Below are 24,703 nucleotides of genomic sequence, written 5' to 3'. Positions count from 1 at the left end.
TTATGGCCTTCCCTCGCCGTTTGTGTTGATGGTGTTTTCCGAAGCGGCGTTCATGCCGTCCTTGTCCTTTTCCCCGTGGCTTAAGGCCGCCGTCTTCCGTTTCGTCTCGCGCCCCTCTCCTTCGGCGGGCGTTTCCCGTTTCAAGGGCAGAACCAGGCTCACCTGCGCCCCCTGTCCGTCCGGCGCATCGTCCAGAATCAGGCGGCCGCCGTGCTCCTCCATGATGCGCTGGACAATGGCCAGGCCCAGGCCTGTGCCTTTCTCGCGGGTGGTCATGTAGGGCTCGGTGAGGCGTTCGCGATTTTCCTTCGGCAGGCCGCGGCCATTGTCCGTCACTTCGATCACGGCCGCACCGTCCCGTTCAAACACGGACACGCGAATGCGCCCGGGCGGTTCGGGCTTCTCCTCCAGCCGCGCCTCGATGGATTCCTTAGCGTTCTTGACCAGATTGGTGATGGCCTGGGTGATCAGGCGCCGGTCGAAAGCAAAGACGAGCGGTTCATCCGGCAGGTCCATCTCGAAGGTGATGTCCTCGCTGCTCACCCGCTGCAGCAGCAGCGCCTCCTTGACCACGCGCACCAGATCGTCCGGCTCCGGCCGTGCGGAGGGCATGCGGGCGAAGGAGGAGAACTCGTCCACCATGCGGCCGATGTCCTCCACCTGGCGGATGATGGTGTCGGTGCACTGGGTGAAGATATCGGGGCGCGAGGTGATTTCCTTTGCATAACGCCGCTTCAGACGCTCCGCGGAAAGCTGAATCGGCGTGAGCGGGTTCTTGATCTCATGGGCGATGCGGCGGGCGACATCGGCCCAGGCGGCATTGCGCTGCGCGGCAAGAAGATCGGTGATGTCATCGAAGGTGAGCACATAGCCGAAAACGTCGCGCTCACCCTTTTCCGTGGTCACCCGCACAACGAAGGTGCGTGTGGTGCTTTCCACGCTGCGGTTCACCTGATCCTCGGCGAAGCCGGAACGCTTTTTGCGCGCGGTCTCGAAGACGGGAACAAATTCGGGCAGCACCTCGCCTAAGGCACGGCCAACCAGATCCTTCTCACGCAGGCCAAGCAGCTCCTGGGCGGAACGGTTGGCCAGCGTGATGCGCCCGTGCCGGTCCAGCCCGAGAACACCGGCGGAAGCGCCCTTCAGAACCGCCTCGGTGAAGCGGCGGCGTTCATCGAGCTTGTGATAGGCGGCCAGCAGTTCTTCACGTTGCGACTTGAGCTGGCGCGTCATCTGGTTGAAGACGCGAATGAGCGTGCCAATGTCGCCGGTGCCGCGGCTTGCGGGGACTTCCACGTCAAAATTGCCGCGCGCCACCTGGCGGGCGGCGCGGATGAGCCCGACAACCGGCTGCACGAGGCGGTCGGCGAACCACAGGCCGAACCAGACCGCCGCCATCAGGAAAATGAAGGTCACGCCCGCATACATGAGGGCAAAGGTGATCTGCAGATCCACGCGCTGGGACTTCAGCGCATAGTATTCGGCCCGTTCTGCCCGCGCCTTGGCGAGCTGGCGCAGGACCTCCTCCTTCACCGGACGGTAGATGTAGAGATAACGGCCGGGATAGCCCTCCAGTTTCTTAAGCGCACGGATGAAATTGTCTCCCGGCCCCGGCCCCATGACGACAATGCGCCCTTTGTCCGCAACGTTCAGGGCATCCGGCGGCGGCGGGCGGAAGAAGATGTCGGCGCGCTTGCGGGCGGCAACATCGAACTGACGCAGGCTGCGATCGAATATGAAAATGGCCGGCACGCCCCGCAGGGAGGCCAGAGTCGTCACCCGCCGGATGAACTGCATGCGGTCACTGTCATACAGGCCGCGGTTGTGTTCGATGTCGGCGGCAATGCCGGCGGCATCGAGCCGGGCGAGATCGGCCTGTTCCTGAATATAGGTCTGGGCCACGGCCACGGAACGATCGACGATATCCTGCATGCGCTGGGAGAACCAGGCATCCAGGCCGCGATTGAGCGTAACGGACGCGAAGACGGCAACAATGACCGCGGGTATGGCGGCGAAAAGAGACAGCAGCGCCACCACGCGCCCGTGCAGCCCGGCGCCCGCCTGCCCGCGGCGCTTGGCCATGACCAGACGGAATACCTGCCAGCCGATGAGCGAGGCCATGGCCAGCACAAGAGCGGCGTTGAACCACAGAAGCGTGGTTACCACCGTGCGGGTGGGCTTGATGGGCGTAAGCCCGGTCAGGATGGTGTAGGTGACAAGACCGGAAATGACGGCGAGCAAAACGAGAAGAAGCCCGATCGGCCCCGTCTGCGGGCGATAGACCCGCTCGGCGTCATAGGATGGCTGGGCCTTCACCCCCCGGCCGCCGGGCGGCGTTCCGGGCGAAATGGCCCGGGAATGCGCACGCTCGCCGCGGGCGTGTTCCGGCCTGGATGCACTCATGCCGGGCTCATCCCTGTGCTCTGTTATGGCCCCGTCGCCGTGCTCGCTCATGCGTTCTTAAATCCGCCTGTTTCCAGTTCATGCCGGCAAGGGTGTGGCCTCCGGCAACCGTTCTAAACGCATGTTGCAAAAATTCAACACGCCTGTGGCAAAAGTGCGACAGATGCGCCATGCAATCAAACGAAAAGGCCGCCTTCCTGAAAAGGCGGCCTTGGTGTCTAGAGCCTGTCAAAAACGCCTCGCTGCACGATGCTTCACGGCGCAACGCTGGCAAGCTCGCGGCCTTTCAAGCCACGAAAACACGGTGAAACTCACACCATCACCCTGACATACACCGATGTGTCGGGCGGATACGCGAGCACATCGTGCAGCCTGTTGGAGAACCTTACTTCTTGTTGACGGCGTCCTTCAGGGCCTTGCCGGGCTTGAAGCGCGGCACGTTCATGGCCGGAATCTCGCGCACTTCGCCCGTGCCCGGAATCTTCTGCTTGCGGGCAGCCCGATGGCTGACCATGAAGGTGCCGAAACCGACCAGACGCACTTCATCACCCGCTTTAAGCGCCTCCATGACGCTCTCCATGGCCGCATCCAGCGCTGCGGCCGCCTGGGTCTTGGTCAGGCCGGCCTTCTCGGCCACCTTGGCGATCAATTCCTGCTTGTTCATATTTCTCTTTCCCTTGTCATGGCAACGGACCGGCCCTGCTCCGGAAAGATGCAGGAACGGTCTTTTCCATATTCCTCAAACGTGATGCCGTGTACGCATGTGCTCTTCCCTGGCCAGAGGAGGCGGCCTTTCAAATGCCTTTCCTTCCGCCTCTGCCAGGCGAATCAAAAGCCCCCATGCACTCACACCTTTTGCCATGCCAATGCTTGACGCACTTGGCAAGTCTCAACCGGCCTGTCCTGTTCAATTTTCATGATTTTGCACAGATCGTGGCCAAACTGTGGTTGCATCATGGCCTTGTACCTGCCCGGTTCGGGCGCAATCCCGGGATGCGGCTTTTTCTCTCACAATATGGAAGAAGAGCATCGCCGACTCACCGGCCATTGACGGTATCCGGATGCGGCGTTGTGAACACCTGACCGGGGTAGATGAGGTCCGGATCGCGAATCTGATCCTTGTTGGCCTCGTAAATGACCGTATAGCGGATGCCGCGGCCATAGATGGCCCGCGCGATGTTCCAGAGATTGTCTCCCGGCTGGATCACCACCTTGCCGATGAAAACCTGTGGCGCACCCTCGACCCTTTCCGCCTGTCCGGCGCGGGTCACACGCATGCTCTTCTCTTTCTGCACCGCAGGGGTGCTGGCCTGATCCTGGCCGGTGGCCTTTGCAGCGGGCATGGCCGCTTCTGTCGCTTCAGCTTCAGCTTCAGCTTCAGCTTCGCGCGCCGCCGCCTCGGCAAGCTGCTGATCGCTCAAATGTGTCTCTTCGCTGCCGCTTTTGCCCACGCCGGACGCTTTTTCATCCGATGGCTTGGCGGTATTGGCCATCCCCTCTTCCGGAGTCTTTTTCGCCGTGCCCTGTTCGGAAGCCTTTGCCTTTTCGCGCATGGCCAGAATGGTTTCAGGCTTCGCCCGCATGAACGGCAGCTCGATGCGGGAAATCACCCTGGCGTTCTCATCGATATGATCCACGCGCAACGTGTGCACACCGGGGCTGATGCGCGTGCTGCCGTGCCAGGTCCAGCGCCCTTCCGAATCAGCGCGGGCATCGCCGAGATGTCGGTTGTCCACATAAAGCCGCAGCAAGGCACCGGGCCGGGCGCGGCCGGTGAAGAAAATGGCGCCCTTCTCGTCATAATCCACAACATCAAGAGCCAGCGGCATGGCCTTGTTCTTTTTGGCCTTTGGCGTTTCTGCCACCTGGCTGCCTTGCCCGGCTTTCGCTTCCGATTCGGACGTGCCGGCTCCTTGAGGCGTGCCAGACTTTTCCTTCGTGCCGGCCGTTTCTTCTGCGTTTTCGGATGAGGTGACCGGCTCTGCCGCTTTTTGCTCACGCTTGGTTCCGGCAGCTTCAGGACCGGCTTCGGCCATGCGCACAGGCTTTTGCAACACGCGCGAAGGCGCGGAGGGCTCGGAAAGAACAATGAGCGGCTTCTCACCCCGTTTCACCGTCAGGGCCACGCTCTGGCGTGAATAGAAGGCCTGTTCCTTTCCTGTCTTGTCGGCATAGGCACGGATCATCAGCTGGTGGGCGCCTTCCGGCAGCGGTGTGTCGGGCACGAAGACCCATTCACCGCGTTCATTGGCGGTGACGCGGCCGAGAACCTTGCCATCAAGGAGGATTTCCACAAAGGAGCCCGGCGTGGCCCGGCCGGCCACAACGGCGGAACCGTCCTCCTCCACGCGCACGATATCGAAGGCCGGCGCAGGCTTCGATTCCCCGGCTGCCTGTTCAGCACCCGCCTGTTTATCCGATTTGCCTTCGCCTGTCTGGGCCTCGGCCGTTTCCTGCGTTTTCTTTCCCGGTTCCGGTGCGGATGCTTTCGTCTGCGCTGCCGTCTTTTCTTCTGCGCCCTTTTCACCGGCGGTTATATTCTTTGCCTCGCCGGCTGGCCTGGATGCGGAAGCGGCGGAGGCCTTCTTCTCTTCCTGCCCTTCTGCGCCTTTCCTTTCAGCGGTGGCTTTGGCCTGTGTCGCCTTTTCGCCCTTGGCAGGGCCTTCGCGCATCAGCGCCGTCACGGCGGCGGGTTTTCCCTGCCTGTAGGCCTGATAGCCGAAATAGGCCGCAAGAATGCCGAGGATGAGAAAGACCAGGGACAGGATCCAGACAAGCGGTTTGTTCATGACGGCGCCTTGTTTTTTCTGGTTTGTGTAACGCGGCACGCAAGTCCAACTTGGCCATAAGCATCCCTTCCGCGGGTGGATGCCCGGCCCGTCACCTCAAGGTCAACGCCTTTATAGCCCCCGGTCTTTTCTTTCCTGTTTGACACCATGCCGGAATTTTTGCAACTCGTCTCACCTTGAATTGCGCCCTTCTCCTTCGGGGAATGGCGCTTGTAACCCCTTTAACCCAGTGTCATTGGAGACGCCCATGAGCACGCGGCCGAAAAAAAGCTTGTGCGTCTATTGCGGCTCCTCGCCCGGCAATGATCCCGCCTATGCCGAAGCGGCGCGAAAGCTTGGCCGGCAGCTGGCAGAAGCCGGCATCGGGCTTGTCTATGGCGGCGGATCGCTTGGCCTCATGGGCGAGGTGGCACGCGCCTGTCTTGAGCATGGTGGATATGTCACCGGCGTCATCCCCGAGTTTCTCATTCGCAAGGAGATCATGCTGGAGGGGGTGAACGAGCTGGTGGTGACCGCCAACATGCACGAACGCAAGATGACCATGTTCGAGAAGGCGGATGGGTTCTGCGCCCTGCCCGGCGGCATCGGCACACTGGAAGAGCTGGTGGAGGTCTCCACCTGGGCCCAGCTCGGCCAGCACGTCAAGCCCATTATCCTTGCCAACATCAATGGATATTGGGATCCGCTGATCGAACTCATCGGCCACATGCGCGACCAGGGCTTTTTCAAGTCCTCGCAGGAGGTGCGTTTTGATGCCGTCACCCGCATCGATCAGGTGATCCCCATGTTCGAGAAGCGCCTGAAGATCAGGCGGCAGCCGACATGGACCCCGGATGAACTGGTGCGCCGCTTCTGAGCTTTTCCTGCCGATGAGGGCGTGATGCGCGGCCTGGCTGGCTGCGTGCCGGATTTTTAGGCCCGGTATGGGGGGTGATGAAAGAATGGTGATCCCGGCAGGATTCGAACCTGCGACCCCCGGATTAGGAATCCGGTGCTCTATCCAACTGAGCTACGGGACCCCGCTTTCTGCTGCGTCTTAAATTTTGGCTTGCCGCATATTCTGATCGCGCTTTCAAGCAGGCGGCAAGGCATCCTGCAAAGGCGCGGGCGCCCTTTCGTGCATAGACCAGTGCGCGCGCGCGTGCAAGCGTTGGCCTGACCGGAGCGACGGCAAGCCTTCTTGATCCTGATCCGTAATCCTTTCTTTTTCGCCTTTTGGGGCGGTTGACGGCGCCGCCCTGCCCGCCTCTCAATATTTCACCACACGCACTATGCCATGGTCTGGCGCGAAGGCTCATGAGCCCTTTTCCCAAAGTCTTCGCGCCATGGTGAGACGTCAGCAAAAGAAAGAGGACAGGCCAGCCATGCGCCCGCCAGCTCATTTCTATGCCCCCCTCGCCGCGGGGGCGCCGCAGCCCTATCGCCAGCCGCCGGTGCGGCTTGAGCGGATGATTCATTTCATTCCGCCTCATGTGGAGAAGGTGCGCGCCAAGGTGCCGCAGCTGATCGGCAAGGTGGATGTCATTCTGGGCAATCTCGAGGATGCCATTCCCGCCGATGCCAAGGAGGCGGCGCGCGAAGGCTTCATTCGCATGGCGCAGGACAATGACTTCGGCAACACGGGGCTGTGGGTGCGCATCAATGCGCTCAACAGCCCGTGGGTTCTGGATGATGTCATGGAGATCATGGCCGGCTGCGGCAAGAAACTGGATGTGATCATGCTGCCCAAGGTGGAGGGCGCCTGGGATATCCATTATCTCGACCGGCTGCTTGCGCAGCTCGAGGCCAGGCACGGTATCGATAAGCCGGTGATGATCCATGCCATTCTCGAAACGCCGCTCGGTGTGAGCAATGTGGAGGAAATCGCCACCGCCTCGCCGCGCATGCATGGCATCAGCCTGGGCCCGGCGGACCTTGCCGCCTCCCGTGGCATGAAGACCACCCGGGTAGGCGGCGGACATCCCGGGTATCGCGTTATCGCCGATCCCGATCCGGACAATCCGCAGGCACCGCGGGCCAGCGCGCAGCAGGATCTGTGGCATTACACCATCGCGCGCATGGTGGATGCCTGCCGTGCGGCGGGCATCAGCCCCTTTTATGGCCCCTTCGGCGATTTTTCCGATCCGGAGGCCTGCGAAGTCCAGTTCCGCAACGCCTTCCTGCTGGGTTGCGTCGGCGCCTGGACGCTGCATCCCTCGCAGATCGACATCGCCCGGCGTGTCTTCTCGCCGGATCCGGAAGAGGTGCGCTTTGCCCTGAAGATTCTGAAGGCCATGCCGGACGGCACCGGTGCGGTGATGGTGGATGGCAAGATGCAGGACGATGCCACCTGGAAACAGGCGAAGGTGCTGGTCGATCTTGCGCGCCTGGTTGTTGAAAAGGAGCCGGAGAAAAAGGCGCTTTACGGACTGGAGGAAGACGCCTGAACCATTCTGACTTCAACGGTATTCCAGGGGCCGCCTTAACCTGAGGCGGCCTTTGTTTTTTTCACATGGGCATTTGCGGGAGTCTTTGTCTCCAACCACCCCGACATCCTGAATGGGGGATGAATGGCCAATTCAGAGGCGTTTCAGGCGCACTGCGCCATTGTCGGTGCCGGTCAGGGCGCTTCCCTTTCCCGAAAACAGGCCCTCGGGCTTTTGGAAGCGCTTTTTGAAAAACGAGCTCAAGGGAAGCCTTTTTGCGAAGCCAAGGAGAATGCCCATGTCCCTCTCTTGCCGCTCTTCTGCCTTTTCCGCCCTTGCCTTTGGCGCCGTTGTTGGCGCATTGAGCCTTTCCGCCCTGTCCGAAACGGTGCAGGCCGCCACCTACTGGCCCGTGGTGTGCAAAGGCGCGGTTGAGAAAATCACCGTGCGGCCGGGGATGATGACCATAGTTGCCCGCCCCGGCGCCATTGCCGCCGCGCCGCGCGCAGGCGAATGCGTCTGGCTCGATCGGGGCATGCGCCGGCGCGGCGAGGTGACCCCGCGCGGGCGTGTTGTGTTCCGCCTGCGCTATGACGGCACGCCCGTCTTCGAACATGCCCGCGGCCGCAGCCGCTTTTTCATTCCCGGCAATCCGGCGGCGAACAGGCTTTTGCGCCGCGATGAACGCCGGCGCACCTTCCGTTTCCTCGCCCGGCGTGTCGGGCGCGGGATTTATGAGGCGGCGCTGCGCGTGCCGGCGGGCTCCGTGGTTGGCGATCCCTTCGGCGGCGGTGGTCGCCCAGGCTGGGAGGAAACGCCGCCGTTTCCGCCGCGGGCCGTGCGTATCGTCCTTGAGCGCATTCACATCCGGCGCGATGGCGATCGCATCTCGCCCGGTGAATGGATCGTGACCACCGCGGCGCGCGCCGACGGGCGCTATCGCACCACCCGCACCTTGCGCTGGCCGCGGCGGGGTATTGCCAAGGTGCGGGACGGCCAGCGCATCCGCGTGGGCGAGAGCATGATCGTGCGCGGCTTGCGCCCCGGCGATCCTCTCCATATCGCCGTGCGCGCCATGGACTGTGATGCCGACACGCTTCTGGATTTCGGCGCGCGCCTGCCCGGCGAGGCCGGCGATCTCTTCCGCGCCGCGCAGGAGGCGACGGGAAGCGGCCGTTGCCCGGCGGAGGATTTCGGCGAGATGTCCGGCCGCAATGATATTGCCCGGCTGCGCATCACACTGCCGCCCCGGCAGTGGCAGCGCGGCGGACGCATTGTCGAGACCATCGCCGGTGATGGATTGCGCGCAACCGTCACCCTGCGGATCATACCTCTGCCTGTGCGGCGCTGAAGGAAGGCGTGCCTGTCCCATGAAGGGGAAAGGCCGGACCAATGGTCCGGCTTTTTCGCTTTATCAGTAACTTACAGAAACTTCTTCACACACTGGTATAAATATTCGCTCCTGAACATCTCTCTCAGGCAAGAGCCGCGCCGGCGGAGAGTTCGGCAAGCAGCGGCAGGGCGTCATCGAGGCTGTCGATGGTAAAATCCGCCCCGAAAGCGGGAGCGGGCCGGTCCAGATAGCCCCAGGTGGCGAGAATGGAGGGCACGCCCGCAGCACGCGCCGCCAGAACATCGGCCATGGAATCGCCGATAAGCACGGCGCGGTGCGGCAAAGAGGCGCATTGTTTCAGGGCATGATGCAGCGGCGCGGGATCGGGCTTGCCTTTTCCGGTCGTATCACCGCCGACGACGGCATCGAAATGATCCCGCAAGGACAGGGCGGCAAGCAGCGCCTCGGCGAGATGCGCCTTCTTGTTGGTGCATACGGCCAGCCGGAACCCCTGCGCCCGCGCCAGGGGCAGGAATTCCTCCACGCCGGGAAAGGGGCGCGAATGGTCCGCAATGCGGGCCTGATAGCGGGCGATGAAAGCGGCGATTAGTTCAGGCCAGCCGGATTCGTCCGGCAAGGGATGGCCCGCCGCCTGCATGCCGGCGCTCAGCAGCGCCCGCGCGCCCCGGCCCGCATGCACCCGGCCCGTTTCGAGATCAAGCGGCGGCAGGTTCATCTCCGCCAGCATCGCATTGGTCACCGCCACAAGATCGGGTGCGGTATCAACGAGCGTGCCGTCAAGGTCGAAAACGATGGTGAAGGTCATCTCCCTGCCCTTTCAGTCTGCGCCGGGCCTTTCCTTGTCCCACCCCGCAAATTATCCCAACACCGCCCCTCATCAAGCGCCAGCAAGGCGGCCCCGGATGTGCCCGCTGCCGAGACAAGACTCATAAAGGCCATGCTGCCATTCGCCAGTGGTGCCAGCCGGCGGATCATGATAGGGATCGGGCACGATATTCAACAGGCCACAGGGATGTGAGGAAAGCCGCCATGACCAAGGACATGCCGCTGCGCGAGATGCTGAACGACCCCACCCTGCTGAAGGAGGATTGTTATATCGATGGCGCCTGGGTCTCCGCATCGGAACGCATGGCGGTGCATGATCCGGCCACGGGCGAGGAGATCGCCGCGGTGCCGGTGCTTGATGCCGATGCCGTCTCTGCCGCCATCGATGCCGCGGAAGCGGCCCAGAAGGCCTGGGCGGCCAAGACGGCCAAGGAGCGTTCGCGCATCTTGCGCTGGTGGTATGAGCTGATCATCGAGCATGCCGATGATCTCGCCCTGATCATGACCCGCGAACAGGGCAAGCCGCTGGCGGAGGCACGCGGCGAGGTAACCTATGGCGCCGCCTTCGTTGAATGGGCGGCGGAAGAGGCCAAGCGGCTCTATGGCGAGATCATTCCCTCGCCGTTTCCGGATGCGCGCATCATGGTGCTGCGCCAGCCGGTGGGTGTGGTCGCCGCCATCACGCCCTGGAACTTTCCCAACGCCATGATCACGCGCAAGGCCGGCCCGGCCCTGGCAGCCGGCTGCACCATCGTGATCAAGCCGGCGGCGGAAACGCCCCTTTCGGCCCTGGCGCTGGCCGAGCTTGCCGATCGCGCCGGCATTCCAAAGGGCGTGTTCAACGTGGTCACCGGCCGGGCCGAGGAGATCGGCCGGATATTCACCGGTTCGGAAAAGGTGCGCATGCTCACCTTCACCGGCTCCACCGAAGTGGGCAAGCTTCTGATGCAGCAGTGCGCGGGCACGGTGAAGAAGGTGGGGCTGGAGCTGGGCGGCAATGCGCCGTTCATCGTCTTTGACGATGCCGATCTCGATGCGGCGGCGGACGGCGCCCTGGCCTCGAAATATCGCAACGCCGGGCAGACCTGCGTGTGTGCTAACCGCATCCTTGTGCAGGATTCCGTCTATGACGCCTTTGCCGAAAAGCTGGCGGAACGGGTGCGCCGGCTGAAAGTGGGGGTGGGCACGGAAGAGGGCGTGACCACCGGACCGCTGATCAACGAGGCGGCACTGAAAAAGGTGGAGGAGCTGGTGGCGGACGCCAAGGCCAAGGGCGCGCGCGTGCTCACTGGCGGCAAGCGCCATGCTCTGGGCGGTACCTTCTATGAGCCCACCATCCTGTGTGATGTGTCCTCGGAGATGCGGGTAACCAACGAGGAGATCTTCGGCCCGGTGGCACCGCTTTATCGATTCTCCACCGAGGAGGAGGCGATTCGCCTGGCCAACGATACCCGCTATGGCCTGGCCGCCTATTTCTATGCCCGCGATCTGGGACGGATCTGGCGGGTTTCGGAAGGGCTGGAATACGGTATCGTCGGCGTGAACAAGGGGATTATCTCAACCGAAGTCGCCCCCTTTGGCGGGGTGAAGGAATCCGGACTGGGCCGGGAAGGCTCCCGCCACGGCGTGGAGGAATTCACCGAGCTGAAATACGTGCTCGTCGGCGGTGTGTAAGCGCAAAACCGCAGTTCATACGCACATCCTTTCGGAATGTTGCAATCGTGTGCGGCCTTGCGCATCAAGACACGATGAAGACTCCTTGCGGGCGGGATGGTCGCATCCCGCCTTTGTGTGTTTCATAAAGCCTTTCCTTCTGTTTTCGGTATCGAAGGGCACACTACACGACACACCGTTGCCATCTTTCTCGTCACCCCGGCGAAAGCCGGGGTCTTGTGCCGCAAACTCATGCGTTTGTGGCCTGAGATACCGGCTTTCGCCGGTATGACGATATATGTGTCGTGTAGTGTGATCGAAGGGTAAAAACCGGCATTCGCCGTTGCCTTGGCGGCGGATGTGCGTAGTCTGTCGAAAGACAGCTTCATCATTCCGCAATCGCATCAACGGCATCGTTCATGGACACGCATCAATTCCTGCTCGCGCTGCTGCTGATCCTGCTCTTTGCCCGCCTGTTTGCGGAAGTGGCCACACGCCTGCGCATTCCCGCCGTTCTTGGCGAGCTTCTTGCCGGGGTCATTCTGGGTCCGTCCCTGTTTGGCTGGATCGAGCCGGTTGAGGCCCTGCGCCTGCTTGCGGAAATCGGAATCATCCTGCTTCTTTTCGAGGTGGGGCTGGATGTGGATGTGCAGAAGCTGGCGCGGGCCGGCTGGCGTTCGGCCATCGTTGCCATCGCCGGGTTCGTGCTGCCCTTCGTTTTCGGCTATGGGCTGACCCGCCATGTCTTTGCGCTGGGCACCCTGGAATCCCTCTTTGTCGGCGGTGCGCTCACGGCCACCAGCATCGGCATCACCGTGCGGGTGATGCGAGACATTCACGTGCAGAATACCCGCGAGGGACAGATCGTGCTGGGCGCGGCCGTGCTTGATGACATTTTCGGCGTCATCCTGCTTGCCCTGCTCTATGAATTCGCCACCGCCGGTGTTGTCAGCCTCAACAATGCCAGCAAGGTTGGCGCCTTCATTCTCGTCTTCTTCCTGATCGCGCCGATTGCGGCCAAGTTCATGGCCCTTGTCATTGGCCGCCTCGATCATTCAACCGAGCTTCCCGGGCTCATTCCCACCGCCATGGTCTCGCTGGTGCTGCTGTTTGCCTGGCTGGCCAAGGAGGTCGGCGCGCCGGAGATGCTGGGCGGGTTTGCCGCGGGGCTTGCGCTGTCCCGGCGCTTCTTTCTGCCCTTTGGCCTCTCCCTGCGCACCGATGAGAACCTGGCGCGCCGCATCGAGCATCAGATGGAGCCGATCATCCGCCTGTTCACGCCCATTTTCTTCGTCACCGTCGGCTTATCGCTCAATCTGCATGCCGTTGACTGGCATTCCTCCACCATCTGGCTGCTCACAGGCGGCTTGCTGATTGTGGCGGTGCTGGGCAAGCTTCTGGGCGGGCTTATTGTGCTTTCCCTGCCGCTGGCCTCGCGCACCGCGGTGGGCATTGCCATGATCCCGCGCGGTGAGGTGGGCCTTGTCTTTGCCGAACTGGGGCGAACCAGCGGCATGCTGAGCGATGAAACCTATGCCGCGATCCTGCTGGTGGTGGCCTTCACCACCCTGCTCTCCCCCCTGATCCTGAAAGGCTTCTATGCCCGCTTTTCTGATGCGATCCATGCCCGCAGCCCGCATGCGCATGCCCATCATGGCCATGACGGAGATGGCTGAAGCCTTTCCACATTCCCGGCGTCTCTTTTCACCTGGCCGCATGCCTTCCATTGCGGGGCAACGGCACCTTTGCTAAGCCCCGCCTTGAGGTTACGCAAAACACTCATGCCCGCGCCCTGTTCGCCCTGACCGGGTGAATCCGGGCATGACGGCAAAACATCCTGAAACGAGGGTCATCCATGATACCGCGCTATACCCGGGCCGAAATGGCCGATATCTGGTCGCAGGAGACAAAGTTTCGCATCTGGTTCGAGATTGAGGCCTATGCGGCGGAAGCCCAGGCGGAGCTGGGCGTCATTCCGAAAGAGGCGGCCAGGGTCATCTGGGAGAAGGGCTCAAAGGCGCAGTTTGATGTTCAGCGCATCGAGGAAATCGAGCGCGAGGTGAAGCACGACGTCATTGCCTTTCTCACCCATCTCGCCGAGATCGTGGGGCCAGAAGCGCGCTTCGTGCATCAGGGCATGACCTCCTCGGATGTTCTGGACACCTGCTTTAACGTGCAGCTCACCCGCGCTGCGGATATCCTTCTGGACGATCTCGACCTGGTGCTGGCAGCCTTGAAGAAACGCGCCTTTGAGCACAAGGACACCGTCTGCATCGGCCGCAGCCATGGCATTCATGCCGAGCCCACCACCTTCGGCCTGAAGCTTGCCACCTTCTATGCCGAATTCTCCCGGGCGAAGGAGCGGCTGCAGTTTGCGCGCGATCAGGTGGCCACCTGCGCCATTTCCGGCGCGGTGGGCACCTTTGCCAACATCGACCCTTATGTGGAGGAATACGTGGCGAAGAAGCTGGGGCTTAAGCCGGAGCCCATCTCCACCCAGGTGATCCCGCGCGACCGGCACGCCATGTTCTTTGCCACGCTGGCGGTCATCGCCTCCTCCATTGAGCGGCTGGCGGTGGAAATCCGGCATTTGCAGCGCACGGAGGTGCTGGAGGCGGAGGAATATTTCTCGCCCGGGCAGAAGGGCTCTTCCGCCATGCCGCACAAGCGCAATCCCATCCTGACCGAAAACCTGACAGGCCTTGCGCGCCTTGTGCGCATGAGCGTGATTCCGGCGCTGGAGAACGTGGCGCTGTGGCATGAGCGGGATATCTCGCATTCTTCCGTTGAGCGCGGCATCGGGCCCGACACCACGGTGCATTTGGATTTCGCGCTGCGCCGTCTGGCAGGCGTCATCGAGAAGCTGGTGGTCTATCCCGAGCGCATGAAGAAGAACCTCAACCTGCTGGGCGGGCTCATTCATTCGCAGCGGGTGCTGCTGGCGCTGACGCAGGCCGGCATGAGCCGCGAGGAGGCCTATCGCGTGGTGCAGCGCAACGCCATGCCGGTTTGGGAGGGCAAGGGCAACTTCCTCGATCTCCTGAAACAGGACGAGGATGTGCGGAAGTATCTCACGGACGCGCAGCTGGAAAGCCTCTTCGACCTCTCCTATCACACCAAGCACGTGGACACGATCTTCAAGCGCGTGTTCGGGGAGGTATGAGAGGCTTGTCTTTACCGGGGGCTGAGAAATGGCTGTCCTTTGTCGACGCTATCCCGCTGTTTTGGACGGGGAAGCGGGCGCTTATGGCGTGACTTTTCCGGACCTGCCTGGCGTTGTTGCCATGGGCGAAACCGTGGAAGAGACCTTGTCCAACGCCGTGGACGCTTTGGCGGATGCGGCCGTGGAAATGAACGGCGCATTGCCGGAGCCGACACCGCTGGAAAAGGTCCGCCTGCCTGAAGGCGCCCTTGCCATCACCAGCGTGCCGCTATTGAAGCTTACCGGCAAGGCGCGGCGCGCCAATCTTACATTGGACGAAGGTGTGCTCGCCTTTATCGATGCATAGGCGAAGCGTCGTGGCATGACCCGCAAGGCCTTTATTGAATGGATGGCACGCTTCGTTGCTGAACACGCGGCGTGATGGCGCACAAGGGCCCGGCGCTTCCTATTGTCATGCGTGATGCCCTGATTCCTCCATCATGATGGGATGTTAGTGGCGCCCTTGTGTGCCAAAACAGCCTATCAATTGCGCTCGATCTTGATCTTGCCGCTCTTGATGCCTTCGACAAAATGCTTGACCACATCCGCAGGCGGCGAGGATGTCCAGCGCTCGATGCGGGCCCTTTCAAGCTCTTCCTCTTCCCTGCTCCTTTTCTCCTTCCCGTTCTCTTCCGGTTTTTTCATGGTCTTCCTCCCTGGCTGTTCCGGTCTTGAAAATACCGCTGCGGCATGTGCGCTGTCAAAAAGCGCTCTGATCCATTATAGATCCGTCATATGCACATGATGCCCTTCGCTAAAAAAAAAAAAAGCCGAAGGGCAGCGGGGCCATGGGCGAGAGGTCATACCCGCTGCACGAGGATGTGCACGACCGGCTTCTTGCCCCATTCGGCCACGGCGGCGCGGCGCACGGCGATGCGCAGGGTTTCGATGACCATCTCGTCATTGCGCCTGCGGGCGCGCCCCATGTTCTCCAGCGCCTCATCGGCGGCATCGAGCAGCACGTCCTCCATGAGCTGGCCATCGGCGGTTTTTTCCGGCAGGCCCTCAACCACAATCTGGGCCGGCCCGCGGATGTTGCCCTTGCCATCCAGCGCCACGGAGACCACGACGATACCCACGAAAGACAGCCGCCGCCGTTTCTGCACCGGCCCCTTCTCGCCGGGCACAAGAAGCCGTCCGTCCACGAACTGACGGCCAGAAACGGCCTCGCCGACAATCTCGGCCGGTCCCGGGGCGATACGCAGCATCTGCCCGTCCAGCATCTGCGCCACTTCCGGAATGCCGCGGGCGCGGGCGAATTCCGCATGCATCATCATGTGCCAGGGTTCGCCATGCATGGGGATTAAGCGCTTGGGCCGCACCAGATCGTACATGATCGCCAGTTCCTCGCGGCGCGGATGGCCGGAGGCGTGCACCAGCCGCTCCGGTGTGTTGGCGATGACTTCCACCCCGAGCAGGGCCAGCCGGTTCATCACGCCGATCACCGCCTTCTCGTTGCCGGGAATGGTGAAGGAAGAGAAAATGACGATATCGCCCTTCTCAAGCGCGATGCGGGGATGGATGTCATCGGCTATGCGGGAAAGCGCCGCGCGCGGCTCGCCCTGAGAGCCGGTGCAGAGCAGAACGACCTTTTCCGGCGGCAGAAAGCCGAAGGCCTCTTCATCGAGAAACTGCAGGCCCTCATCCAGCAGGCCGCATTTCTGCGCCGCCTCAATCACGCGGCGCATGGCATAACCGGCCACCACGACATCGCGCCCGTGCCGGCGCGCGGCCTCGGCCACCACCTTGATGCGCGCGACATGGGAGGAAAAGGTGGTGACCGCCACACGCCCGGGCGCCTGAGCGATGATCTCCTCCAGGCTTTTCGCCACATCGGTCTCGGAGGGGCTCCGCCCTTCCTTGCCGGCGTTGGTGGAATCACAGATCAGCGCTTCCACGCCCTCATCGCCGATGGCGCGCAGGCGCTCGAAGGAAAAGCGCGGCGGAATGACCGGATGCTCATCGACCTTGAAATCACCGGTATGCACCACGGTGCCAGCCGGCGTGCGGATGGCCAGGGCATTGGGCTCCGGCAGCGAATGGGTGACGGGCACATATTCCACCTCGAACTGCCCGGCGCGGATGCGGCTGCCCGGCTTGACCTCGATGAGCTCCACATCCCCCGCCCAGCCGGTTTCCTCCAGCCGGTGCTCCATGAGAAGCAGGGCGAACTTCGTGGCATAAACGGGCACATCCAGCCGATGGGCGATCCAGGGAATGGCGCCGATGTGATCCTCATGCGCGTGGGTGATGAAGATGCCGAGGAGATCTTCCTTACGCTCCTCGATGAAGCGGATGTCCGGAACGATGACCTCCACGCCGGGGGTGGTCTCATCCCCGAACATCACGCCGCAGTCCACCATGATCCATTCGCGGCGATCACCATGGCCATAGCCATAGAGATAGAGATTCATGCCGATCTCGCCCGTGCCGCCCAGCGGCAGCAGCACGAGATCTCCGCCGTCATGCGCGATGTCGTGTCGTTGTGACGATGCCATGATGTCTCATCCTGCCCCCTGCCCCGGCTCATGCGCCGCCCGGAACCCGCCTGCCCTTTTGCCCTCTCTGGCAGAGGGTTTCAAGGGCGCGTGCGTTTTTCCTCCTTGAGGAGCCGTACCGGGGTTTTTCGGGATCAGAATCCGGGATGCAGGATCTCCCCGGCGTGAAAACGCATGCTTGTGCCCTCATCGGTGCGCAGCAGAAGGGCGCCGTCTTCATCCAGCCCTTCCATGCGGCCGTGGACAATCGCCTGCTCCGTGGCAAAACGCACCGTGCGCCCCATGCCCCAGGCGCGGGCCTGCCAGGCCTCGCGCACGAGCGCAAAGCCACGCGTGCGCCAGATATCGAACCAGCGGGCAAAGGCATCGGCGATGCCGCGGGCCAAGGCTTCCGGCGTCAGGGCAAGGCCGGCGTCCTGCAAGGAAGCGGCCGGCCAGCGCACGGCTTTCTCATCCGGCGCCTGAGCCAGGTTCACCCCCCAGCCGATGATCACCGCGGGGGGATGATGGGCAGAAGCCGTTTCCGCCTCCAGCAGGATGCCGCCCAGCTTGCGTTCGGCCAGCAGCACGTCATTGGGCCACTTCAGGGCGAGCAGCCCCTGAAGCTGCGGCAGGCCATGACGCATGGCCGCGGCACACAGGGCCTTGTGCGCCGCCAAAGCGGCAACGAAGGACAGCTGCGGCAAAAAGGCCTGCGTGATCAGAGCATCCCCCTGCCCGCTCTCATCAAGAGGCAAGAGCAGGGACAGGTGCAGATTGCCAGGGGGCGAGATCCACTGCCGGCCCTTGCGGCCGCGCCCGGCCGTCTGCCGGCGGGCGAGCAGCCAGCAGGCGCCGCTCTCCCTGGCCTGCAGGCGGCGGCGCGCTTCCGCCTGAGTGGAATCCACGGCGTCAAGAACGATCAAAGGCGCTGTGGCAAGCCCGGCGGTGCCCATGACCCTTGCGCAAAAGCCCCCCTCGCACTCACGGCACGATGAAAGGCCGGATGGCCGCCTGCGCCAGCGCCGTGACCGGGCCAGGCCAGACCACATAGAAGAGCACGAAGATGACCGAAAGCGCCGTGATCAGCTTCAGCTCAAAGGGGGCGGGATCCACCGGCTCCTTCGGCTCGTCAAAGAACATCACCTTGACCACGCGCAGATAATAGAAGGCGGAGACAACGGAAGCGAGCACGCCGATGATGGCAAGAGCCACAAGCCCTGTCTTCACCGCAGAGAGCAGCACGAAATACTTGGCGAAGAACCCGGCAAGCCAGGGAATGCCGGCCAGCGAGAACATCAGCGCGCCAATGGCGAAGGCCAGCCCCATGTTGGTGCGGGCCAGACCGGCAAAGTCCTCGATCTCCTCCACCGGGCGGCCATCCCGGCGCATGCCGATCACGGCGGCGAAAACACCCAGGGTCATGACCAGATAGATGATGAGATAGATCATCACCCCGCGCAGGCCCTCCTGCCCGCCGGCGGCAAGGCCAACGAGGACAAAGCCCATATGGCCGATGGAGGAATAGGCAAGCAGGCGCTTGATATTGCTTTGCACCACGCCGGCAAAGGCGCCAAGCAGCATGGAGGCAATGGCCATGAAGACGATCACCTGCCGCCAGGCCTCCTCGGCATGTGGAAAGGCCTCATAGAGCACGCGGACGAACACGGCAATGGCCGCAAGCTTGGGCGCGGCGGCGAAATAGGCGGTCACGGGCGTGGGCGCGCCCTCGTAGACATCAGGCGTCCACATATGAAAGGGCACGGCCGAGATCTTGAAGGCGAGCGCGGCAAGGATGAACACGAGCCCCGCGATCAGGCCGATGGAAATGCCGCTTTTCAGGGCCTGGGTGAGCCCGGCGAAGGTGGTGGTGCCGGCAAAGCCATAGACCAGCGACACACCATAAAGGAACAGGCCGGAAGCCAGCGCACCAAGAACGAAATATTTCAGGCCCGCTTCCGCAGAGCGCGCCGATTCCCTGTGCATGGCCGCAAGCACATAAAGGGAGAGCGATTGCAGCTCCAGACCGAGATAGAGGGTGATGAGCCCGCCGGAGGAAATCATCACCATCATGCCGAGCACAGAGAGCAGCATGAGAACGGCATATTCAAAGCGCTCCATGCGCTCCCACTTCATGTAATGCACGGACATGACCAGCGCGATGCCGGCGGCGAAAATGACGAGGATTTTCATCACCCGCGCCATGGCATCGACGATGAAAGTGCCGCCAAAGGCGATGATGCGGTCGCTGCCGGGCACGAACAGCACAAGCAGGGCCGTGGCCGCCAGGGCCATGAGCGCCAAGGTATTGACGGCATCGACCACGCGGGATTTGCGAAAGACGCCGAACAGCAACAGCGCCATGGCCATCAGCGCCAGAGCGATCTCCGGCCGGGCTGCCGTGAAGTCCAGATGACTCATCCTTGCGTCTCCCCTCTCCCGATCACTGCACGGCGGCCTGCTGCACGGCGGCGGCCGCATCCAGGCCCGCCTGCACCTGCGTCAGCAGGGCATTCACGGAGGAATTGAACATCTCGGTCACAATGCCGGGCTGCACGCCGAACCAGACGGTCAGCAAAGCAAGCGGCAGCAGCACCGCGGCCTCGCGCCAGGTCATGTCGGTGATGCTCTTCAGCTTCTCCTTTTCCAGCGGGCCGAAAACAACGTTGCGATAGAGCCACAAGGCATAGGCCGCGGAAAGGATCACGCCGGTGGTGGCGAAAAGGGCCACCCAGGTATTGGCAAGATAGGCGCCGGTGAGCGAGAGAAACTCGCCGATGAAGCCGGTGGTGCCGGGCAGGCCCACATTGGCCATGGTGAAGAGCATGAAGATGAAGGCATACATGGGCATGCGGTTGACCAACCCGCCGTAAGCGGCGATCTCGCGGGTGTGCATGCGGTCATAGATGACGCCCACGCACAGGAACAAGGCGCCGGAGACCAGCCCGTGCGAGATCATCTGGAACATGGCGCCGTCCAACCCCTGCTTGTTCATGGCGAAAATGCCCATGGTCACGTATCCCATATGGGCCACGGAGGAATAGGCGATCAGCTTCTTGATGTCCTCCTGCACCAGCGCCACAAGCGAGGTGTAGACTATGGCGATCACCGAAAGGACGAAGACAAGCGGTGCGAAGAACTCGCTGGCCACCGGGAACATGGGCAATGAGAAGCGCAAGAAGCCATAGCCGCCCATCTTGAGCAGGATGGCGGCCAGCACCACGGACCCGGCCGTGGGCGCCTCCACGTGCGCATCCGGCAGCCAGGTGTGCACCGGCCACATGGGCATCTTCACAGCGAAGGACGCGAAGAAGGCCAGCCACAGCCAGTATTGCAAGGAGGCGGGAATGGTGGAGGGCTTGGCCAGAATCTCGGCGATGTCAGTGGTGCCGGTGTGCACATAGATGGCGATCATGGCGATCAGCATCAGCACCGATCCGGCAAGCGTATAGAGGAAGAACTTGAAGGTGGCGTAGATGCGCCGCGGCCCGCCCCAGACGCCGATGATGAGGAACATGGGGATCAGCCCGCCCTCGAAGAAGATGTAGAAGAGCACGAGATCCAGCGAAACGAAGACGCCGAGCATCAGGGTTTCGAGGACGAGGAAGGCGATCATGTATTCCTTCACCCGCCGGTTCACATGCCAGGAGGCGATGATCACGCCGGGCATGAGAAAGGCGGTGAGCAGCACGAAAGGCAGCCCAAGCCCGTCCACCCCCATGTGATAGCTCATCAGGCCGAACCAGGCGTACTTCTCCTCGAACTGAAAGCCCGGCGCGGCGGGGTCGAAGCCGCTCCAGAGAATGAGGGCGAGGATTAAGGTGAAGACGGTGGTGAACAGCGCCGTCCAGCGGATGTTGCGCAGGGCGATTTCGTCCTCGCCGCGAATGGCGAGAATGAACAGCGCCCCGATCAGCGGCAGAAAGACGATGGCGGAAAGGATCGGCCACTCGGACATCGCTTCACCCTCCCCTCACCATGAGATAGGTCACCAGCCCGGCCACGCCGAGGAGCATGGCAAAGGCGTAATGATAGACGTAGCCGGACTGCATCCGCGAGGCCCAGGTCGAGACATCGAGCACGCGGGCGGAGACACCGTCCGGCCCGAGGCCGTCGATGGTCTTCTGATCCACCTTGCGCCACAGGAAGCGGCCGATGGCAAAGGCCGGACGCACGAAGATGCGGTCATAAAGCTCGTCGAAGTACCACTTGTTGAGCAGGAACAGATAGACGGGCCTGAAAGCACGGGCCAGCGCCTCCGGCAGCGACGGCGCAACGATGTAGAAGAGGAAAGCCAGCGCAAGCCCGCCGACCATCATCACGAAAGGCGCGGCCTTCACCCAGCCGGGCACATGATGCATGGCCTCCATCACATCGTTGTCCGCGGCAAGATAGATGGCCTTGCCCCAGAACTCGGCGGCCTTTTCGCCAATGAAGGCATCCTTGAACAGCCAGCCGGCAAACAGCGCGCCCGCCGCCAGCACATACAGCGGCACCAGCATCACCGGCGGGCTGTCATGCACCCGCGCCAGTGTCTCGCGCGAGGCGCGGGACTTGCCATGAAAGACCACGAACATCAGCCGCCAGGAGTAGAAGGCGGTGAAGAAGGCGGCGATGACCAGCAGCCAGAAGGCAAAGGTGCCCATGGGCGTGTGCGCGGCAAAGGCCGCCTCGATGATGGCATCCTTGGAGAAGTAGCCGGCGGTGAGCGGAAAGCCGGTCAGCGCCAGGGTGCCGATGAGCATCATCGCCCAGGTCTTCTTGAGATAGGGGAAGAGCCCGCCCATGCGCCAGATGTCCTGCTCGTCGCTCATGGCATGGATCACCGAGCCGGCGCCGAGGAAGAGCAGCGCCTTGAAATAGGCGTGGGTGAAGAGATGGAACATGCCCGCGCCATAGGCGCCGACGCCGAGCGCGGCGAACATGTAGCCAAGCTGCGAGCAGGTGGAATAGGCGATCACGCGCTTGATATCGTTCTGCACCAGGCCGACGGTGGCGGCGAAGAAGGCTGTCACCGCGCCGATGAAGACCACCGCCTGCTGCGCCAGCGGCGCCAGTTCATAAAACGGCGACATGCGGGTGACGAGGAAGACACCGGCGGTGACCATGGTGGCGGCGTGAATGAGGGCGGAGACCGGTGTCGGGCCCTCCATGGCGTCGGGCAACCAGGTGTGCAGCAGGAACTGGGCGGACTTGCCCATGGCGCCCATGAACAGCAGCAGGCAGATTAAGGTGAGCGCATCCACCTGCCAGGAGAGGAAGGGCACCGTCTTGCCCGCCATCTCCGGCGCGGCGGCGAAAAGGGTGTCGAACTCGATGCTGCCGAAAAGGGCGAAGGTGGCAAAGATGCCGAGCGCAAAACCGAAATCGCCCACGCGGTTGACGACGAAGGCCTTGATCGCGGCGGCATTGGCCGACGGCCGGGTATACCAGAAGCCGATGAGCAGATAGGAGGCCAGGCCCACGCCCTCCCAGCCGAAGAACATCTGCAGGAGGTTGTCGCTGGTCACCAGCATGAGCATGGCGAAGGTGAACAGCGACAGATAGGCAAAGAAGCGCGGCTGATGCGGATCATGGGCCATGTAGCCCAGGGAGTAGATGTGCACGAGCGCGGAGACGGTGGTGACCACCACCAGCATCACCGCCGAGAGGGTGTCGATGCGCAGTGCCCAGGTGGCAACGAGCTTGCCGGAGCGCACCCATTCCGCCACCGTCACCTTGTAGACATTGCCGGCGGTGACGTCGAAGAAGGCATACCAGGACAGCAGCGCTACGAAGACGAGAATGCCCGTGGTGAGCATCATCGGCCAGCGCGGGCCGTCATAGGCGTGATGGTGCCCGTGGCCGTCGTCATCGTCCTCGTGCACGGCGATCTGCGGCGGCGCCGATCCGGCATAGCGGAACACGGCCGTGCCGAACAGCCCGGCCAGCATGGCGCCGATGAGCGGCAAAAAGACGATCGCTAAGAAGATCGTATCCACTGTTCCTAGCCCTTCAGCTTGTTGATCTCGTCAACCGCGATGGTGCCGCGATTGCGGTAGTAGATCACGAGAATGGCAAGACCGATGGCCGCCTCCGCTGCGGCGACGGTGAGCACGAGCAGCGCCAGCACCTGCCCCATGAGATCGCCAAGGCGCGCGGAGAAGGCCACCAGGTTGATGTTCACCGCAAGCAGCATGAGCTCGATGGACATGAGAATGACGATGACGTTCTTGCGGTTCAGGAAGATCCCGAACACGCCGATGGTGAACAGGATCGCCGCCACCGCCAGGTAATGCTCCAGTCCGACCGCCATGGTCCAAGACCCTTTCCATCCGTTTTAGGCCGCCTCTGGCATCCGCCTGTTTTGCGAGGCCGGAAACGGCCCGTCCTTCCCCTCTTGCAACCTTTCCTTCAGCTCTCCAGCCCCTGGCCGGGTTCAACATCGACAAGCGCCACCTGCTCGTTGCGCCGGCGCGAGACCTGATCGGCGATGTTCTGGCGCCGCACATCCTTTCTGTGATGCAGCGAGAGCACGATGGCGCCGATCATGGCCACTAGCAGGATGACGCCCGCCAGCTGGAAGTAGAGGACATAATCGGTGTAGATGACGCGCCCCAAGGCCTCGGTGTTGGTCACATCCTTCGGCATGGGCGCCATGCGCAGCTTCATCGCCTCCGGCGCCAGGGCCCAAGCGGAGAAGACCATGATCAGCTCCACCACCAGAACAAGGCCCACGAACAGCCCCACGGGCAGATATTCGGCCATGCCGGCGCGCAGCTCGGCAAAGTCCACATCAAGCGTCATGACAATGAACAGGAACAGGACCATGACCGCGCCGACATAGACGATGATGAGGTTCATGGCGAGGAATTCCGCCCCCGCGATGAGGAAGAGACCGGCGGCATTGAAGAAGGCGAGAATGAGGAACAGCACCGCATGCACGGGGTTGCGCACGGTGATGACCAGCAGCGCCGAGCCCAGCAGAAACACCGCAAACATGTAGAAGAACACGGTGGCGATCATCTCTCCTCCCTCAAGCCCGCAGGACTTCTCATCACACGCTTCATCACAGCCCCATCTCCCTCTCCGCAGCCTGTCAGCGCCATGGCGCATCGGCGCGGATGTTGGCGGCGATCTCCCGCTCCCAGCGGTCGCCGTTCGCAAGCAGCCTCTCCTTGGTATAGAAGAGCTCCTCGCGGGTTTCCGTGGCGAATTCGAAATTCGGCCCCTCGACTATGGCCTCCACCGGGCAGGCCTCCTGACAGAAACCGCAGTAGATGCACTTGGTCATGTCGATGTCATAGCGGGTGGTGCGGCGCGAGCCGTCGGCGCGGCGCGGGCCGGCCTCAATGTGAATGGCCTGGGCCGGACAGGTGGCCTCGCACAGCTTGCAGGCAATGCAGCGCTCCTCGCCGTTGGGATAACGCCGCAAGGCATGCTCGCCCCGGAAACGCGGCGAGAGGTATCCCTTCTCGAAGGGATAGTTGATCGTCGCCTTCGGCGCGAAGAAGTAGCGCATGGACAGCGCCACCGCCTTCACGAACTCGATGAGGAAGAGCGACTTTATTGCCTGGCCGATCCGCATGCCTTTGCGCCCTCTTCAATCCGTCCCA

Annotated in this window: 20 protein-coding genes and 1 tRNA gene; 7 read left to right on the top strand and 14 right to left on the bottom strand. The window is 62.5% G+C overall.

Features of this window, described 5'->3' with window-relative positions; genetic code table 11:
- From EK16_RS02395 to EK16_RS12125, 3 genes are all read right to left on the bottom strand, one after another.
- Nucleotides 1-2,403, bottom strand: a complete 2,403-nt coding sequence (locus tag EK16_RS02395; RefSeq protein WP_197059581.1) for a sensor histidine kinase NtrY-like — start codon at nt 2,401-2,403, stop codon at nt 1-3.
- Between the two features lie 385 nt (nt 2,404-2,788).
- A complete protein-coding gene (locus tag EK16_RS02390; protein ID WP_038034361.1) occupies nt 2,789-3,067 on the bottom strand; it encodes an HU family DNA-binding protein in 279 nt (92 codons plus the stop codon).
- 373 nt (nt 3,068-3,440) lie between these two features.
- Nucleotides 3,441-5,192 carry a LysM peptidoglycan-binding domain-containing protein gene (locus EK16_RS12125; RefSeq protein WP_231573572.1) on the bottom strand — a complete coding sequence of 584 codons (1,752 nt, stop codon included), beginning with the start codon at nt 5,190-5,192 and terminating at the stop codon, nt 3,441-3,443.
- 247 nt (nt 5,193-5,439) lie between these two features.
- Here EK16_RS12125 and EK16_RS02380 point away from each other — a divergent pair, with 247 nt between their 5' ends.
- The gene (locus tag EK16_RS02380) at nt 5,440-6,048 is read left to right on the top strand and encodes an LOG family protein (protein ID WP_051928806.1); all 609 of its coding nucleotides are present in this window, start codon (nt 5,440-5,442) and stop codon (nt 6,046-6,048) included.
- Between the two features lie 86 nt (nt 6,049-6,134).
- On the opposite strand, the gene EK16_RS02375 is transcribed toward EK16_RS02380, so the two are convergent.
- Nucleotides 6,135-6,211: transfer RNA gene (locus tag EK16_RS02375), tRNA-Arg, on the bottom strand.
- A 345-nt stretch (nt 6,212-6,556) separates the two neighbouring features.
- On the opposite strand from EK16_RS02375, the gene EK16_RS02370 reads away from it, so the two are divergent.
- Together EK16_RS02370 and EK16_RS02365 are read left to right on the top strand one after the other, a co-directional pair.
- On the top strand, nt 6,557-7,618 hold the full coding sequence (locus EK16_RS02370; protein WP_038034512.1) for an HpcH/HpaI aldolase/citrate lyase family protein: 1,062 nt from the start codon (nt 6,557-6,559) through the stop codon (nt 7,616-7,618).
- Between the two features lie 277 nt (nt 7,619-7,895).
- On the top strand, nt 7,896-8,948 hold the full coding sequence (locus EK16_RS02365) for a hypothetical protein (protein ID WP_038034357.1): 1,053 nt from the start codon (nt 7,896-7,898) through the stop codon (nt 8,946-8,948).
- A 124-nt stretch (nt 8,949-9,072) separates the two neighbouring features.
- Here the strand turns inward: EK16_RS02365 and gph are convergent, their stop codons facing one another.
- Nucleotides 9,073-9,756 (bottom strand): phosphoglycolate phosphatase, encoded by a 684-nt coding sequence (gene gph / locus EK16_RS02360; protein WP_038034356.1) that lies wholly within the window; start codon nt 9,754-9,756, stop codon nt 9,073-9,075.
- A 224-nt stretch (nt 9,757-9,980) separates the two neighbouring features.
- Here gph and EK16_RS02355 point away from each other — a divergent pair, with 224 nt between their 5' ends.
- The 4 genes from EK16_RS02355 (at nt 9,981) to EK16_RS02340 (ending at nt 14,938) form a co-directional block, all read left to right on the top strand.
- Nucleotides 9,981-11,450 carry an NAD-dependent succinate-semialdehyde dehydrogenase gene (locus tag EK16_RS02355; RefSeq protein WP_304413563.1) on the top strand — a complete coding sequence of 490 codons (1,470 nt, stop codon included), beginning with the start codon at nt 9,981-9,983 and terminating at the stop codon, nt 11,448-11,450.
- 398 nt (nt 11,451-11,848) lie between these two features.
- The gene (locus tag EK16_RS02350) at nt 11,849-13,105 is read left to right on the top strand and encodes a cation:proton antiporter (protein ID WP_051928805.1); all 1,257 of its coding nucleotides are present in this window, start codon (nt 11,849-11,851) and stop codon (nt 13,103-13,105) included.
- 179 nt (nt 13,106-13,284) lie between these two features.
- A complete protein-coding gene (gene purB / locus EK16_RS02345; protein WP_038034354.1) occupies nt 13,285-14,592 on the top strand; it encodes an adenylosuccinate lyase in 1,308 nt (435 codons plus the stop codon).
- A 28-nt stretch (nt 14,593-14,620) separates the two neighbouring features.
- Nucleotides 14,621-14,938, top strand: a complete 318-nt coding sequence (locus EK16_RS02340) for a type II toxin-antitoxin system HicB family antitoxin (protein ID WP_081910178.1) — start codon at nt 14,621-14,623, stop codon at nt 14,936-14,938.
- Between the two features lie 176 nt (nt 14,939-15,114).
- On the opposite strand, the gene EK16_RS12120 is transcribed toward EK16_RS02340, so the two are convergent.
- The 9 genes from EK16_RS12120 to nuoI all read right to left on the bottom strand — a co-directional run bounded on the left by EK16_RS12120 (nt 15,115) and on the right by nuoI (nt 24,675).
- Nucleotides 15,115-15,276 carry a hypothetical protein gene (locus EK16_RS12120; protein ID WP_156098437.1) on the bottom strand — a complete coding sequence of 54 codons (162 nt, stop codon included), beginning with the start codon at nt 15,274-15,276 and terminating at the stop codon, nt 15,115-15,117.
- Between the two features lie 155 nt (nt 15,277-15,431).
- Entirely contained in the window at nt 15,432-17,129 is a 1,698-nt protein-coding gene (locus EK16_RS02335; protein ID WP_051928804.1) for a ribonuclease J, read from the bottom strand.
- A gap of 134 nt (nt 17,130-17,263) precedes the next feature.
- Entirely contained in the window at nt 17,264-18,064 is an 801-nt protein-coding gene (locus tag EK16_RS02330; protein WP_038034350.1) for a biotin--[acetyl-CoA-carboxylase] ligase, read from the bottom strand.
- A gap of 28 nt (nt 18,065-18,092) precedes the next feature.
- Nucleotides 18,093-19,529: an NADH-quinone oxidoreductase subunit NuoN gene (gene nuoN / locus EK16_RS02325; protein ID WP_038034349.1), complete on the bottom strand. Its 1,437-nt coding sequence runs from the start codon at nt 19,527-19,529 to the stop codon at nt 18,093-18,095.
- A gap of 22 nt (nt 19,530-19,551) precedes the next feature.
- Entirely contained in the window at nt 19,552-21,066 is a 1,515-nt protein-coding gene (locus tag EK16_RS02320; protein ID WP_038034348.1) for an NADH-quinone oxidoreductase subunit M, read from the bottom strand.
- Nucleotides 21,067-21,070: 4 nt separating this feature from the next.
- Nucleotides 21,071-23,089, bottom strand: coding sequence for an NADH-quinone oxidoreductase subunit L (gene nuoL / locus EK16_RS02315; RefSeq protein WP_369793069.1), 2,019 nt, complete (start codon nt 23,087-23,089; stop codon nt 21,071-21,073).
- A 5-nt stretch (nt 23,090-23,094) separates the two neighbouring features.
- A complete protein-coding gene (nuoK, locus tag EK16_RS02310) occupies nt 23,095-23,403 on the bottom strand; it encodes an NADH-quinone oxidoreductase subunit NuoK (RefSeq protein ID WP_038034347.1) in 309 nt (102 codons plus the stop codon).
- Nucleotides 23,404-23,501: 98 nt separating this feature from the next.
- Nucleotides 23,502-24,113, bottom strand: a complete 612-nt coding sequence (locus EK16_RS02305) for an NADH-quinone oxidoreductase subunit J (protein WP_038034346.1) — start codon at nt 24,111-24,113, stop codon at nt 23,502-23,504.
- Between the two features lie 73 nt (nt 24,114-24,186).
- On the bottom strand, nt 24,187-24,675 hold the full coding sequence (gene nuoI, locus EK16_RS02300; protein ID WP_038034344.1) for an NADH-quinone oxidoreductase subunit NuoI: 489 nt from the start codon (nt 24,673-24,675) through the stop codon (nt 24,187-24,189).
- Nucleotides 24,676-24,703 lie beyond the last annotated feature (28 nt).

The sequence above is a fragment of the Thermopetrobacter sp. TC1 genome, from assembly GCF_000746275.1.
GTDB lineage: Bacteria > Pseudomonadota > Alphaproteobacteria > Rhizobiales > Aestuariivirgaceae > Thermopetrobacter.
This window is presented reverse-complemented; position numbering and strand designations above follow the sequence as displayed.

What these genes read in the sequence shown, in the direction of transcription:
- EK16_RS02395 (WP_197059581.1), bottom strand. Translation starts at nt 2,403, where the DNA reads ATGAGTGCATCCAGGCCGGAACACGCCCGCGGCGAGCGTGCGCATTCC.
- EK16_RS02390 (WP_038034361.1), bottom strand. Translation starts at nt 3,067, where the DNA reads ATGAACAAGCAGGAATTGATCGCCAAGGTGGCCGAGAAGGCCGGCCTG.
- EK16_RS12125 (WP_231573572.1), bottom strand. Translation starts at nt 5,192, where the DNA reads ATGAACAAACCGCTTGTCTGGATCCTGTCCCTGGTCTTTCTCATCCTC.
- EK16_RS02380 (WP_051928806.1), top strand. Translation starts at nt 5,440, where the DNA reads ATGAGCACGCGGCCGAAAAAAAGCTTGTGCGTCTATTGCGGCTCCTCG.
- EK16_RS02370 (WP_038034512.1), top strand. Translation starts at nt 6,557, where the DNA reads ATGCGCCCGCCAGCTCATTTCTATGCCCCCCTCGCCGCGGGGGCGCCG.
- EK16_RS02365 (WP_038034357.1), top strand. Translation starts at nt 7,896, where the DNA reads ATGTCCCTCTCTTGCCGCTCTTCTGCCTTTTCCGCCCTTGCCTTTGGC.
- gph (WP_038034356.1), bottom strand. Translation starts at nt 9,756, where the DNA reads ATGACCTTCACCATCGTTTTCGACCTTGACGGCACGCTCGTTGATACC.
- EK16_RS02355 (WP_304413563.1), top strand. Translation starts at nt 9,981, where the DNA reads ATGACCAAGGACATGCCGCTGCGCGAGATGCTGAACGACCCCACCCTG.
- EK16_RS02350 (WP_051928805.1), top strand. Translation starts at nt 11,849, where the DNA reads ATGGACACGCATCAATTCCTGCTCGCGCTGCTGCTGATCCTGCTCTTT.
- purB (WP_038034354.1), top strand. Translation starts at nt 13,285, where the DNA reads ATGATACCGCGCTATACCCGGGCCGAAATGGCCGATATCTGGTCGCAG.
- EK16_RS02340 (WP_081910178.1), top strand. Translation starts at nt 14,621, where the DNA reads ATGGCTGTCCTTTGTCGACGCTATCCCGCTGTTTTGGACGGGGAAGCG.
- EK16_RS12120 (WP_156098437.1), bottom strand. Translation starts at nt 15,276, where the DNA reads ATGAAAAAACCGGAAGAGAACGGGAAGGAGAAAAGGAGCAGGGAAGAG.
- EK16_RS02335 (WP_051928804.1), bottom strand. Translation starts at nt 17,129, where the DNA reads ATGGCATCGTCACAACGACACGACATCGCGCATGACGGCGGAGATCTC.
- EK16_RS02330 (WP_038034350.1), bottom strand. Translation starts at nt 18,064, where the DNA reads ATGGGCACCGCCGGGCTTGCCACAGCGCCTTTGATCGTTCTTGACGCC.
- nuoN (WP_038034349.1), bottom strand. Translation starts at nt 19,529, where the DNA reads ATGAGTCATCTGGACTTCACGGCAGCCCGGCCGGAGATCGCTCTGGCG.
- EK16_RS02320 (WP_038034348.1), bottom strand. Translation starts at nt 21,066, where the DNA reads ATGTCCGAGTGGCCGATCCTTTCCGCCATCGTCTTTCTGCCGCTGATC.
- nuoK (WP_038034347.1), bottom strand. Translation starts at nt 23,403, where the DNA reads ATGGCGGTCGGACTGGAGCATTACCTGGCGGTGGCGGCGATCCTGTTC.
- EK16_RS02305 (WP_038034346.1), bottom strand. Translation starts at nt 24,113, where the DNA reads ATGATCGCCACCGTGTTCTTCTACATGTTTGCGGTGTTTCTGCTGGGC.
- nuoI (WP_038034344.1), bottom strand. Translation starts at nt 24,675, where the DNA reads ATGCGGATCGGCCAGGCAATAAAGTCGCTCTTCCTCATCGAGTTCGTG.